General features: G+C 40.8%; 13 protein-coding genes, 1 tRNA gene, 1 rRNA gene and 1 pseudogene. 8 read left to right on the forward strand and 8 right to left on the reverse strand.

All coding sequences use genetic code 11. The features are described 5' to 3' along the window. Positions 1–157 precede the first annotated feature (157 nt). Both ACIQ0C_RS13210 and ACIQ0C_RS13215 read left to right on the forward strand, forming a co-directional pair. Positions 158–744: pseudogene (locus ACIQ0C_RS13210) on the forward strand (IS3 family transposase); the annotation flags it as partial. 1 nt (position 745) lies between these two features. Further along, positions 746–1,072: an RrF2 family transcriptional regulator gene (locus ACIQ0C_RS13215; protein ID WP_403060509.1), complete on the forward strand. Its 327-nt coding sequence runs from the start codon at positions 746–748 to the stop codon at positions 1,070–1,072. 159 nt (positions 1,073–1,231) lie between these two features. Here ACIQ0C_RS13215 and ACIQ0C_RS13220 read toward each other — a convergent pair whose 3' ends face one another. From ACIQ0C_RS13220 to ACIQ0C_RS13235, 4 genes are all read right to left on the reverse strand, one after another. Continuing rightward, the gene (locus ACIQ0C_RS13220) at positions 1,232–2,452 is read right to left on the reverse strand and encodes a PucR family transcriptional regulator (RefSeq protein WP_402836306.1); all 1,221 of its coding nucleotides are present in this window, start codon (positions 2,450–2,452) and stop codon (positions 1,232–1,234) included. 129 nt (positions 2,453–2,581) lie between these two features. Continuing rightward, a complete protein-coding gene (gene putP / locus ACIQ0C_RS13225) occupies positions 2,582–4,051 on the reverse strand; it encodes a sodium/proline symporter PutP (protein WP_403060512.1) in 1,470 nt (489 codons plus the stop codon). Positions 4,052–4,200: 149 nt separating this feature from the next. Beyond that, a complete protein-coding gene (pruA, locus tag ACIQ0C_RS13230) occupies positions 4,201–5,742 on the reverse strand; it encodes an L-glutamate gamma-semialdehyde dehydrogenase (protein WP_403060515.1) in 1,542 nt (513 codons plus the stop codon). A 57-nt stretch (positions 5,743–5,799) separates the two neighbouring features. Beyond that, positions 5,800–6,717, reverse strand: a complete 918-nt coding sequence (locus tag ACIQ0C_RS13235; protein WP_095394596.1) for a proline dehydrogenase family protein — start codon at positions 6,715–6,717, stop codon at positions 5,800–5,802. Positions 6,718–7,126: 409 nt separating this feature from the next. On the opposite strand from ACIQ0C_RS13235, the gene ACIQ0C_RS13240 reads away from it, so the two are divergent. Further along, positions 7,127–7,291, forward strand: a complete 165-nt coding sequence (locus ACIQ0C_RS13240) for a hypothetical protein (protein ID WP_153246116.1) — start codon at positions 7,127–7,129, stop codon at positions 7,289–7,291. Between the two features lie 402 nt (positions 7,292–7,693). On the opposite strand, the gene ACIQ0C_RS13245 is transcribed toward ACIQ0C_RS13240, so the two are convergent. Beyond that, positions 7,694–7,924 carry a helix-turn-helix domain-containing protein gene (locus ACIQ0C_RS13245; RefSeq protein ID WP_402836311.1) on the reverse strand — a complete coding sequence of 77 codons (231 nt, stop codon included), beginning with the start codon at positions 7,922–7,924 and terminating at the stop codon, positions 7,694–7,696. A gap of 237 nt (positions 7,925–8,161) precedes the next feature. Between ACIQ0C_RS13245 and ACIQ0C_RS13250 the strand changes: the two genes are divergently transcribed. From ACIQ0C_RS13250 to ACIQ0C_RS13260, 3 genes are all read left to right on the forward strand, one after another. Continuing rightward, positions 8,162–8,557: a VOC family protein gene (locus tag ACIQ0C_RS13250; RefSeq protein ID WP_403060519.1), complete on the forward strand. Its 396-nt coding sequence runs from the start codon at positions 8,162–8,164 to the stop codon at positions 8,555–8,557. A 24-nt stretch (positions 8,558–8,581) separates the two neighbouring features. Next, positions 8,582–8,953 (forward strand): MmcQ/YjbR family DNA-binding protein, encoded by a 372-nt coding sequence (locus ACIQ0C_RS13255; protein ID WP_403060522.1) that lies wholly within the window; start codon positions 8,582–8,584, stop codon positions 8,951–8,953. A 245-nt stretch (positions 8,954–9,198) separates the two neighbouring features. Next, entirely contained in the window at positions 9,199–10,401 is a 1,203-nt protein-coding gene (locus tag ACIQ0C_RS13260; protein WP_403060543.1) for an aminotransferase-like domain-containing protein, read from the forward strand. 336 nt (positions 10,402–10,737) lie between these two features. Here ACIQ0C_RS13260 and ACIQ0C_RS13265 read toward each other — a convergent pair. Continuing rightward, positions 10,738–10,810: transfer RNA gene (locus ACIQ0C_RS13265), tRNA-Ala, on the reverse strand. A gap of 115 nt (positions 10,811–10,925) precedes the next feature. Continuing rightward, a complete protein-coding gene (locus ACIQ0C_RS13270) occupies positions 10,926–11,633 on the reverse strand; it encodes an MgtC/SapB family protein (protein WP_402836332.1) in 708 nt (235 codons plus the stop codon). Between the two features lie 151 nt (positions 11,634–11,784). Between ACIQ0C_RS13270 and ACIQ0C_RS13275 the strand changes: the two genes are divergently transcribed. Beyond that, positions 11,785–12,684 (forward strand): DMT family transporter, encoded by a 900-nt coding sequence (locus tag ACIQ0C_RS13275; RefSeq protein WP_048683347.1) that lies wholly within the window; start codon positions 11,785–11,787, stop codon positions 12,682–12,684. Between the two features lie 32 nt (positions 12,685–12,716). Here ACIQ0C_RS13275 and ACIQ0C_RS13280 read toward each other — a convergent pair whose 3' ends face one another. Then, entirely contained in the window at positions 12,717–12,902 is a 186-nt protein-coding gene (locus ACIQ0C_RS13280; RefSeq protein WP_034310479.1) for a hypothetical protein, read from the reverse strand. A gap of 437 nt (positions 12,903–13,339) precedes the next feature. Between ACIQ0C_RS13280 and ACIQ0C_RS13285 the strand changes: the two genes are divergently transcribed. Next, positions 13,340–13,415, forward strand: a 16S ribosomal RNA gene (locus ACIQ0C_RS13285); the annotation flags it as partial.

Below are 13,415 nucleotides of genomic sequence, written 5' to 3' on the forward strand. Positions count from 1 at the left end.
AGGTTATTCAAAGTGTTATTTTTTATTGGTTCCTGTGCAAAGGAACGGTGTATTTGTAATTCGTAGTAAAAGAGATCTACATCTATTTAAAATTGGTATTATCCTCTACAGGTAGACAGAGTAAAAAGAGAGCATGATAAAATGTTCTTAACAGTCTATCTGGGAGAGATTTTTCTATGGAAAAAAAGGGGAAAACCTTTCAAAGTATACAGAAGAATTAAAGCGAGAAGTTGTTCGTCTGAAGTTGGAGGAAAGCTGGTCATATTGTCAGCTTTGTGAGCGATTTGGTATCAAAAGTGATACACAAATATCGAATTGGTAAAGAAAGTGCAAAAAAATGAGCCTTTAGAAGACAACGTGGTGTATGTAACCGTAAGAATTTCTCTAGTGTTGAAGAAGAAAATGCTTATCTGAAAGCGCAGGTGGACTATTTAAAAAACGCAATCCAAATCTACATGGGAAGGAATGGTTCTGAAAGCCGAAAGGTTTCAAATGATCGATGGATTGAGGAAAAAACCCACTTGCGTGGCTTTAAAAATCGGGAAGTTTCAAGATCTGGTTACTACAAATGGCGGAAGGGCCAGTCTAGACGGTCTCTGAGACTTGAAAAAAATTTTTTGATAAAAGAACATATATTAGCCATTCATAAGAGACATCTACTATGGATATAAACGGATTACTCGAGCCTTATTCAGAGAGGGAATCGTTGTCAATCATAAGCGTGATAGACGATTGATGAGAGAATATGTGCAAATTAGTGTCTCCCCAATATCTCGAACAAATTCTATTACATTTGAAAAGTCACGGATATGTAAAAAGTAAAAGGGGAGTCCGCGGAGGGTATACCTTAAAGGAGTTGCCTAATAAAATTATCATTGGAAACGTAATTCGGGACTTAGAAGGACCGCTTGCCCCTATGAGTTGTGTAAGCATTACAGCATATGAATATTGTCCCCTTGAAGATAATAACTGTTTATTGAAACCTCTTTGGGCACTGATTAGAGATCAAGTGGCAGAACTGCTGGATAATACCACTTTGAAAGATCTTTTGGAAGGAAACTTGTATAAATAGTAACCGATTTTAAAAAATTATATAAAAACATTAACTTGATATGGTAAAAGCATTAAAGAAGTACAAAAATGTAGAAGGAGAGAAGAAACTGGCAGACCTCGCCATGTTTCTTCTCTCCTTCGCTTATTGAATCACCCGAACTAAAAAACGGGACGTTCTTTAAGATCTCTGCTTTATAAGCTGTAAATCGATGTATAGCTGCATTCTCGAATGAAAGTCATCAAAATCGATTGAGGTGAGATCGGTTATTTGATTCAATCTATATTTCAATGTGTTGGTATGAATGTATAGCTGTTCAGATGTCGGTTTGATCCGGCAATTGTTCAAGAGATATATTTCCAGTGTTTGAAGGAGTTTGGTTTGGCTTTCCAGGTCCTTCTTTTGAAGAATCTCTAAATCCGTATTGATATAATTCGTTTTAGCATGATGGTTGGAGATCATTTCGAGGTAACGGAAAATCCCAAGCTTGCTATATTGGAAGGGGAGCTGTTCAGGTTCACCGATGAACTTGGCTGCGTTGATCACTTCCAGGGCTTCGAGATAGGATTTTCTTAATTGAAGAATCGAAGAATACTCATTTCCGATTCCCGGGAATACCTTTTTGTCAGTGAATTGGGAAAGTACGGTGTTTGTTAAATCATTGGCGCTATCGGTAAGCAGGTCTTTCCCTTTTCCGTTGCTGCCAATCAGGACGATGATCTTCAATTGGTTTGTGAATACATGGGTAAAATGATTCAACGCATTGGCGAACAGACTGACTGTATCCGCTAATTCATCGAAATGTTCCGCATCGGATTGAGCGATGGTAAAGACATTGACAAGGAAAGTTTCCGGAATGAGAAGACTCATATTGGCGGCTTCCCATTTTATTTGGTTTTCCGTTTGATAGACTTCGTCAATGACCTTTTGATAAAACTCATTTTTTTCTTCATCTTTTTTCATGTTTATCTGTTTTTTCTGATAAAGGAGCTTGCCGATATGATGGGAAACCTCGTGTAAAAATTCCAGATCGGAATCTGTCATCATTTCCGTTTCTTGGACCCAAATGAACCCGAAGACCTGTCCTTTGTGAACGGCGCTCACAACGACCCTTTGATTTAACCCTATTTCCTCGATTTGTTTCACCCTAAATGGATGCTCCACGGTTTTAAGCTGTTCGACAATGCCCTCATCCATGAATTTTTCCAGAATTGGAATCGGCCAATGCTTTGTGAAGATGGTTTGCCGATTGGCTTGGTCGAAGTGTTCGATATAATAAGAACTGTATGCCAGCAATAAAAATTGGTCATTTTCGATGACGACTGGTTTTTTTAAATAAGTGCTGACCATATCCGTTATATCGTTGATGTTTGTGAGTGTCAGGATTTTTTCTAATGACATATATGGCCCCCTGTAGTTTTTTGAAGTGTATGACAACTTAGTTTAATAATACTTTTAAACTAATGATGTGTATAGGGGCAAGAACAAAGAAGGAACGGTATATGAATAAATACCGTTCCTTTTAGGGGTTTATTTTTGTTTTAAAGTTTTTTCGAATTCTTCGAATTTCACTTCTACTTCTTTTGATGGTTTCGCTGTTAGAAGACTGACCAGGATGATGGCAATCAAGCTTGCGCCAAAACCAGGAATCATTTCATACATCATATCGGATAATCCTGCCATCGACCAGAAAATTACAGTAGCGGCACCAACGATCATCCCTGCTAAAGCGCCCCATCTTGTCATTCGTTTCCAGCAGAGGCTCAGTATGACCAATGGACCGAATGAGGATCCGAATCCAGCCCAAGCATACCCGACAAGTCCAAGGATCGTGTCATTCTGTTCCCAAGAGAGAATGAGCGCTATGACGGATATGGTCAGTACGGAAAGTCTGCCCAGGAAAACAAGCTCTTTATCTGAAGCGGAACGACGGAAGAAAGTTTTGTACATATCCTCCGTTAAAGAGCTGGCCGTAACCAAAAGCTGCGAAGAAATCGTGCTCATGATGGCTGCCAGTATTGCGGAAATCAAGAAACCGGTGATTAGCGGGTGGAATAGGATTTCCCCTAACTCTATGAAAATGGTTTCAGGATCAGCTAACTTGAGTCCGTTCTGGTGATAATACGTGATTCCGATGAATCCAGTCAGCATGGCACCGATACTGGAGAAAATCATCCAGCCCATCCCGATACTTCGGGCTTTCTTGATTTCTTTAATAGAACTGATCGCCATAAAGCGGACAATGATATGCGGCTGTCCGAAGTAACCCAGTCCCCAAGCAAACAATGAGATGATTCCTAAAAAGCTCGTCCCCGTGAAAATATTCAACAGAGCTGGATCAATGGAACGTGGTGTATCTATGGAAGGACCGAAACCGCCAACATGGAAAAGGGTGACGATCGGTACAAGAACCAAAGCGACAACCATGATAATCCCTTGAACAAAGTCTGTCCAGCTTACTGCCAGGAATCCACCGAATAAAGTATAGGCAACGGTGACGCCTGTCAAGATCCATAGGCCTGTATGGTAATCAAGGCCGAATGTACTTTGGAATAAGACTCCGCCGGATACCATTCCGGAAGAAACGTAAAAGGTAAAGAATATGAGAATAACCAAAGCCGAAATGAGCCTTAAGATCTGTGAGCCCTCGCCAAAACGATTTTCCAGGAAAGCGGGGATCGTAATCGAGTTATTGGCGACTTCCGTATAGGTCCTCAATCTAGGTGCAACATACAGCCAGTTCGCATAGGCTCCTAATGTGAGACCGATTACAATCCAGATTGAACTTAGTCCCGTTGCGAACATGGCACCAGGCATACCCATTAAAAGCCAACCGCTCATATCCGCGGCACCGGCGCTTAATGCAGTGACAGCAGGCCCAAGACCCCGGTCGCCCAGCATATAATCATTTAAATTGGAAGTCCTTTTGTAAGCGAAGTAACCGATGAGAAGCATGCCAGCCATATAAATGCTGATCGAAATTATTAATGCGTAATCCATAAAAGACTCCCTTCAGGTTGAAATTTATAATTTTTTGTTTTAAAAGAGGAAGCAACCTATTTGTCACTTCCTCCATTTAACCTCATTTTGGTTTCCGTATCCAGAATGGAAGATACGAAAACCAAAGGGGTTTCAAATCATTTTCATTATCAGAACGTTTCGGATGTTGTTTTGGCTTGCATATGAAGCTGCAAGTAGTCCGGTCCGCCTGCCTTGGAATCAGTTCCTGACATGTTGAACCCGCCGAATGGCTGATAACCTACGATAGCACCAGTACAGCCGCGGTTGAAATACAAGTTCCCCACATGGAATTCTTCGCGTGCTTTTTCCATGTTAAGGCGATTTGTCGTAATGACAGCACCAGTCAAACCATATTCAGTGTTATTGGCAATCTCAAGAGCTTCGTTAAAGTCCTTCGCTTTTGTGAAGGCAACGACTGGTCCGAAGATTTCTTCTTGCATCAAGCGGGCTTGCGGAGCGACATCAGCAACGATTGTCGGTTGAACGAAGTAGCCTTTAGAGCTATCTCCTTCTCCTCCAGTCAGAATGCGTCCTTCTTGGTTCCCGATTTCAATATAGCTCATGATTTTGTCAAAAGCCGCTTGATCGATAACCGGTCCCATGAAATGATTTTCTACAGGATTACCAACTGTAAGTTGTTTTGTTAATTCAACAGCGCGATCTAAAACTTGATCGTATACATCTTCAACGATGACAGCACGGGAACAAGCAGAACATTTTTGTCCCGAGAAGCCGAATGCAGATTTCACGATTGATTGAGCAGCCAATTCAAGATCTGCCTCTTTGTCGACGACGATTGTATCTTTTCCGCCCATTTCAGCGATGACGCGCTTCAGCCAAATTTGTCCTTCGTTCACTTCTGAAGCACGTTTGTAAATGCGCAGACCTACATCACGTGAACCTGTGAAGGAAATGAAACGTGTTTTTGGATGATCGACCAGGTAGTCGCCCACTTCGGCTCCGCTTCCTGGAACGAAATTCAACACACCTGCCGGAAGGCCGGCTTCAAGCATAACTTCAACGAATTTTGCAGCAACGATAGGAGTAGTCGAAGCTGGTTTCAACAGGATTGTGTTACCAGTAACGATAGCGGCAACAGCTGTACCTGCCATGATCGCAAATGGGAAGTTCCAAGGAGAAATGATGATGCCAACCCCTAATGGAATATAATCATAGCGGTTAAATTCTCCCGGACGGCTTTGAACAGGTACACCATCTTTAAGTGTCAGCATTTGACGGGCATAGAATTCAAGGAAATCGATCGCTTCCGCTGTATCAGCATCAGCCTCATTCCAAGGTTTTCCCGCTTCTTTCGTCAATAACGCAGAGAATTCATGCTTGCGTCTGCGAATGATGGCAGCTGCTTTGAACAAAACGTCAGCGCGGATTTCCGGCTTCACTTTTTTCCAGCTTTCAAAAGCGGTAACAGCTTCCTGCATGGCTTTTTCAGCTAGATCCCTATTCGCTTTAGATACTCGGCCGATGACCTCTTGCTTATCTGCAGGGTTATATGAAACGATTTTATCATCAGTCGTCACTTTCTCTGCCCCGATATAAAGAGGGTAGTCTTGCCCTAAATAGCCCTCAACGGTTTGAAGTGCTTCCTGATATGCTTTTTTGTTTTCCTCGTTTGTAAAATCAACAAATGGTTCGTGTTTATATGAAATCATTGATAATCACACCTTTTAATAGATTTTTTGTAGCAATTAATAATGTCGAATGTATATTTAGCTTCTGACCATCCCTTTGAAGGCAAAGGCAATATTGGATGGCCTTTCTGCAAGCCTTCTCATGAAGTATCCATACCAATCCAGACCGTATGGTACATAGACGCGCATTTTGTAACCTTGCTTGACCAATTCGTATTGAGTTTTGTTCCTCATGCCATAAAGCATTTGGAATTCGAATTGTGTATTAGGGATGTCAAACTTCTTGGCCAGTTCTTTTGTATATTCGATGATTTTATCATCATGTGAGGCGATGGCCGTATAATTTCCGTTAAGAAGACTTTGCTTAATCAACTTTTTATAGTTTTCGTCTACATCATTCTTTTCGGGAAAAGCCACCTCGGCGGATTCCTTGTAGGCACCCTTTACGAGACGCAGGAATGGCTTATATTGGCCAAGGTCCTCCAAATCTTTCTCTGTGCGGAATAAATATGCTTGTAGAACAGTACTTATGCAGCTGTATTTTTCTTTGAACTGTCTAAAGATGTCGATTGTTGCCTGACAGCGGACTTCATCTTCCATATCGATCGTGACCATGACTTTATGTTTTTCGGCTGTATCAAGAATTTTCGTCATATTCTCAATCACGAGTTTATGATCGATATCAAGTCCCAAAGAAGTCATTTTCAGGGAAACCTGTGAATCAAGTTTTTCCCTGCTGATCATTTCGATGGTTTCGATGCATTCTGCCGTCCGTTCCTGAGTCACTTCCTTGGAATCAACGAATTCCCCAAGATGGTCGACTGTAACCGACAAGCCGCTATTATTAAGTTGTTTAATGAATTTAATGGAACTTTGGAAATCAGTTCCCCCAATGATCTTTCCAGCAGCAAAATTTCCTCCGCTTTTTTTAGCAATATTATTAAGCAGGTTATTCTTAGATAAAAATAAGAAAAAGTCCCTTGTAATGGCTTCCATATAAAGCGCACCCCCTAAGAAGATGTATTTCTTAAATTAAGCTTAAGGTTTTTCGACAATATTCTCAATGTTCTTAAAAAACAATAATTCTGTCATTTGTTTGTCGGTTTTGGACAAATGAAAAGGTTTACATTTCTCCTTGAATGTTCAGATGAAACGAAGGTTTATCTTTTGACTTAAAGAGAAACGCTAGAGGTAAAGCCTTTAGTAGTGAGCGATGTTGGTGTAGGCCTTCAATGAATGCGTTTAAAAGTGGCGGCTCGACCATAATCATCCAATGCGTTATAATGAACCTTATTTAACAGAATCGGTCAATGTTCGAAGAAAAAACGATAAATGAAGCTTTCAGACGTAAAATCGGTGAAAAACCGTAAAAATAAGTGCATCGGCAAGCCGGGGAGGATAAGGAATGGATGCTGTACTTGAAGAACTTAGAGAAACATCGGGATTGATAGTAGGATTAATAATGGCCCTGGTAATTATGGGGCTGATCGGTTATGCGCTTACAAATGTACATGAATCCATCGTGTCACCTGTGGTTCAGTTCATAAAGAAAATGGTCGGTCGAAAATAGCTCAAGCGGAATACATAACCTTTTGTCCCTAATCGATAACTAACCCTTGTTTAAGAAATCCCTGCAGGGTTTGTCTAAAAGGGACAAAAGAACCCCAAGAAATACATATCAGCTTAGAATGAAGAAAATCCCCCGCTCCTAATGGAAGTGGGGGATTTTAATTCAGGGGATGTTGTTGAATCTCAATATGAACTTTTTCACCAGAAATTTGAAAAGCTGGGACCGGTCAAATGAAGGTATTTTGTTTGAAAGTAATTGACTTCAAAGTGGAGACGCCCTGGGAAGTTAAGGACATGCCTTTATTCCCGAAAGGAAAGCTTGGATTTTGGGAGCATGGATAAGGAGAGTATGAACAAGAATTGAATAATACATTTAGCCCCGGCCATAAGCTAGGGCCATTTTTTACAAATCAAAGTAGTCATCTGCCTTTGCGCCTGCATCTATACTTCGAACCGCCTTCATGATTTTCTTTAAAACCCCGGCTGACGGCACATACTTGGGATCGCTGCAAACTCTGCTTATCGTATTTCGTGAGATTCCTGATGTACTTACAAACTCCTCTTGTGTATATCCGTGCTTATCGATAAATTTTCCGACCTTGCTTCGCGGCTTTCTCTTCCCGAATCTAAACATTTTGATAACCTCCTAGAATGATTTACTAGCAGTCTCGTCCAGCTTTCACAAAAATATACACATAGTTTCGCAAATATTTGGGATACAAAATTGAAAAGCGGTTCCCGGGTTGATTGTAGGATGGAGCTCTAGTCTCTTTGAATTTATTTCCATTTAAATTATAATAATAGATGGTAAGTGAAGTCAGACTGAATGATGTAAGGAAAGGTTAAGTCATATGTAACATAGGAGGAAATCATGGGAAGAATAGTTCATTTTGAAATTCATGTGAATGACATGGAACGGGCAAAGACGTTTTATGGAGAGGTATTCGGATGGTCATTTCAAGACTGGAGTGATTATGCAGGAATGCCTTACTTTGGAGCGGTAACTGGTGATGAGAATGAACCCGGGATCGATGGCGCTTTGATGCAGCGCCATAGTGCTCCGCCGGAAACACACCAGGCGTTAAATGCATTTGCTTGTACCATGGGCGTGGAAAATTACGATTTAACGGAAGCTAAAATTATTGAGAATGGCGGCAAGGTCGCAATGCCCAAATTCGCCCTGCCTGGAATGGCTTGGCAAGGATACTATATTGATACCGAAGGCAATACTTTTGGAATTCATCAACCAGATGTGAATGCAAAATAGAGTTGATAATAGGTGAATTAAAACATGAAATCACAAGACACGGAAACCATGCTTGATCATGTACGAAATATCTGCCTTGCACTGCCAGAAGCTGTTGAACATATTGATGGTTTCGGTCACAATACTTTTAAGATCAATGGAAAATCCTTCGTGATTTCTGGTGAAAGCGAGAAAGGGTTCAGCTTGTCGTTCAAGTCAGATCGAGAAACTCAAGAATTATTGCTACAGAAAGAGAAATATTTCAAAACCCCATATATAGGACGTCACGGTTGGGTTTCCATTCAAAATCCGGATAGGGAAGACTGGGATGAATTGACCCATCTAATTCAAGAAGCCTATTTACGTGCGGCACCGAAGCGTATGGTTAAGAAATGGAATGAGTCGAATAAAAAATGAAGAAAGGCGGACGATCTGCCTTTCTTCATTTTTTACGTGTAAGAGGGACTCCGGAATTTGGAAAATATAAAGAGAGGGATTGTTGTCTCTCATCAGAAGAAAGTTTAAAATTAATAGTAGGTTATTTTTACATAAGATTGATGACTATCTGCGGGAATTTTTGATTTGTATGGTAAATAAGCAGCTATCTTTAAAAAACGAGAGAATCAATCAAGGTTTGATTGAAGGGAAGGTGTATGGTTGAAGTGAATGTTGAATCTTTTTTTTCTGAGAACATTAAAGCGGCACTTAAGAATGATCCGCCCGGTGCATGGATGCCAAATCTGCCGGATGGTTGTATTCGCTTGAGTTCAGGCTATCCTGATCCTGCTCTCGTTCCTGCTGAGGAGCTCAAGGTAGCTGTAGCCAGACTTCTTGATGAGGAGCAGGATTTGCCGCTCCATTATCTCGGAAGTCCACGAATTCCAAAACTGAAGCAGCAAATCCAGAACAGATTGGCAGAGCGTGGAATTTGCGTTTTGGAAGAACAGCTTTTGATTACATCAGGAGCTTGCCAGGGGATTGATCTTATTGCCCGCGTTCTTCTTGATGATAAAGCGGTCGTAGCGGTAGAGTCTCCCACCTATATGGAGGCTTTGGAGATTTTTCAAAACTATACGAAACAGATTATTAGTATTCCTATAGATGAACAGGGACTCCAAACATACCGATTAAAAGAAATGCTGGATGAAAGGAAACGTACAGGTCTAACCCTCCCGCGTTTTCTATATACAATCCCAACCTTTCAAAATCCTACTGGGACGACTATGACAATTGAGCGCCGGAAGCATTTATTGGAGCTTTCCATCGAGTATGATTTCCTCATTCTGGAGGATGATGCATACGGGGAATTATCCTTCGATAAAAATCCGGCCCCAATAAAATCTATTGATAAATGCGGGCGGGTCCTCCAAGTCGGGTCATTATCCAAGGTTGTTGCGCCAGGAATGCGAATTGGATGGATAGCGGGAGAAAGTGAATTCATCAAGGCTTTAGAGTGGTTTAAAAAAGATTTAGACCATCCATTTGCTCAAAGTTCCATGGCTGTATACTTAGAAAACACCGATTTTGAGAAACGGCTCGACCTTCTAAAAGATATGTATCGTTCTAAATGCACTGCGTTAATCCGTTCGATGGAACAATTCTTTCCAGAATCCGTTTCCTGGTATGTACCAGATGGAGGTTACTTTGTATGGGTGAGAATTCAAGGTGTTGATACGTCGCAGTTATTATCACAGGCTCTGGCTGAGGGTGTTTCATATGTTCCAGGGAAATACTTTTTCTTGGATCAAAACGATGGAACCGAGTTTCTCCGGCTCTCGTTCAGTTATGCCAATGAGAAAGAAATAATTGAGGGAGTTCGAAGACTAGGACTTCTTCTCGCATCCTATTTTCATAGTTTGTCATGAAGGATTGTTAGTTTGTTAATTTATAAGTTTATTTCGATGCTTTTTTTGAAAATGAAATCGAGTACGCCTACTTCCAAAGGGGGTAGGTTTTTTTCATTGATAAAAGGAGTCTTTATATCTGGGCTAAGAAGCATAAAATAAAATGTGAGGATTATCAGATGTTCTTCCGGCCATTAGAGAAGAAATGGCTCGTAAATGAGATTTTTAATAAATGAGCGTTTATGGCGCTTTTACATAAAAATTTTATCGCAATGTTTGAAGGAATTATTAGCGGGGGCAGTAGTGGACAAAGAGACAAAAAGAAAAAACCCTTGATATATCAAGGGTTTTCGGATATGGAGCATAGCGGGATCGAACCGCTGACCTCTACGCTGCCAGCGTAGCGCTCTCCCAGCTGAGCTAATGCCCCGAATTGAGGTACAATAATTATTTTATCGGATTTTGGTGAAAAGTCAATATAAAAAATGAGATTTTTGCAAAAATGATTAAGAAAACCGTTTGAGGGTAGTCAAACGGCTTTTTTATTATACATTTTCAATCTCCACCCGTGCAATTTCCTTAAGATTGGAGACAGTGTAATACACTTCCGATGTTCTAACTTTATGATCGACCAGAACTTTAAGGGTCAAAAGGTGGTTGTCATTTGACACATCTTTGATTCTAAGGTTTTTGATGAATATTTTTTCATCCTTGATTTTTTTCAGTACGACGGCAATGTCATCTTTATTTTGTACAACCAGCTGCAGAAAGATTTCTTTTTGCCGTAACTTCATCGGTCCGAGCCAGGTGACGATTGCGGGCACCAATTCGACACTAATGATCAATAAGATGACGCCGGCTATGGCCTCGAGAAAAAAACCAGCTCCAACGGCGATCCCGATTCCCGCCGCTCCCCAGATGATGGCGGCTGTCGTTAAACCGGATATGCTGTTGTTGTCACGCCGGAGAATGACGCCTGCACCTATAAAACCGACGCCAGAAACGATCTGGGCCGCAAGACGCAAGGGGTCCATCGTAATATTAACGTCGTCGCTCCCCGGGAATTTATAAGCGGATTCCATGGAAACGATCGTTAATAAACAGCTGACGATTGAAATGACCAGGCTTGTTTTTAATCCAACGGGTTTTCGTTTCATTTCTCGCTCTAGGCCGATAATTAGTCCAAGGAGAGCTGAAATCCCCAATTTGATAAGGATTTGCAGTTCCGATTGAGGGTCGAATGTCCATTCCATTTTGTTTCACCACTTCCGAATTATTATCGAAGAATAAAATCGTCTGTTGCCATATACCCGTTTTTCAAAAAAAACTACCCTAATAATTTTAACATAGTAGAATAGAGTTCTATGTAACGTAATTCCGTTGAAAGGAGGAATCTAAGTGCAAATGCCAAAAGTGAATCCCTATGTAGCGTTGGCGATCGGTGTGGCATCCGTATCGTTTTCTGCCATCCTTGTTAAATTGGCTACCGCTCCATCGGGTGTTATCGCCTTTTACCGTTTATTATTTACCGTCCTTCTTATGTTACCGGTTTTCATGGTGAAATACCGTCATGAACTTAAATTCATTGAAAAAAAGGATTGGCTGTATTCGATTGCGGCAGGAGTGTTTTTGGCTTTTCATTTTATTTTATGGTTTGAATCGCTTAATTACACATCGGTAGCGAGTTCAACTGTGCTCGTAACCCTCCAGCCTTTATTTGCTTTTGCCGGAGCCTACCTGTTTTTTAAAGAAAGATTTTCAATGAAGGCGATATTGAGCGGCATCATTGCGATAGCAGGCAGTCTTGTCATTAGCTGGGGTGATTTGAGAATCAGCGGTATGGCGCTTTGGGGAGATATTCTTTCGCTTATCGCATGTGCGCTGGTAACCGGTTATTTACTGTTTGGTCAAAATGTCCGAAAACGCATCTCTTCTATAACATATACATTTGTCGTGTATGCAATCAGCGCCGTCGCCTTGTTTTTCTATGTAATCTTCAAGGGAGAGGCATTGGCGCCTTATCCTGCTTCCGATTGGATCTATTTCGTTTTGCTTGCCATTTTCCCGACTTTATTAGGACATTCTTTATTCAATTGGTCACTAAAATGGTTAAGCACATCGACGCTTTCGATGGGAATCTTGCTTGAACCGGTGGGAGCGACAATTCTGGCTTACTTCATATTAGATGAACCGATACTCTGGACGCAGGTCCTTGGGGGTACCATCATACTGGGTGGTTTGATGATGTTCTTAAAGGATGAAAAGAAAAGCAAGGAACATAAAGAGGCGCAAGTCTCCGTATAAAAGCAGTAAGTCTCCCGACTTACTGCTTTTATCTAATATGGGTGAAACAAATAGGTGATCCGTGTGAAAATCAAAGCGAAAGTAAAGCTGAATAAAAACGTCGTACCATTCACCTTGCCTTTTTCTCTGCTGAACTTGATGGCTTCATAAAAAGCGGTACTGAATAAGTAAAGGGCCATACTGTAAGAAATAAGTAATCCGATTAATGGCAGATTCATTGCTTCACCTCATGGAAAAAAGATATCTATATATGACTATTTGTGTTTCTTTGGAAATATGCTTCGTTTATTCATAAAACATGGGCTGGCCTGGATAGCGGGGGGAAGAATGTGATGATGATGTAAAGAATATATAGAAGGAAATAGGTGATAATGTTTTTTTTGAAAAAAGTTTTTAAAAACGTATTGCAAACATTTTTAGTACATGGTATATTATTTCTTGTCGCTAAGACAGCAACTTAAACAGCTAACAAGTTGTTGAAAAGTTTTTAAAAAAGTTGTTGACGAAATGTGACGGAATGTGTTACATTATAGAAGTCGCTTCTGAGAGAGACGACATCGAAATTGCTCTTTGAAAACTGAACAAAACAAAGCGCCAACGTTAAATTTTAAGTGAGCACACACTTTCAAAAAAGCGAATGAGCAAGTCAAACATTTCTTCGGAGAGTTTGATCCTGGCTCAGGACGAACGCTGGCGGCGTGCCTAATACATGCAAGTCGAGCGAATCGATG

The organism is Peribacillus sp. NPDC096448 (genome assembly GCF_044762675.1).
Lineage (GTDB): Bacteria > Bacillota > Bacilli > Bacillales > DSM-1321 > Peribacillus > Peribacillus frigoritolerans_B.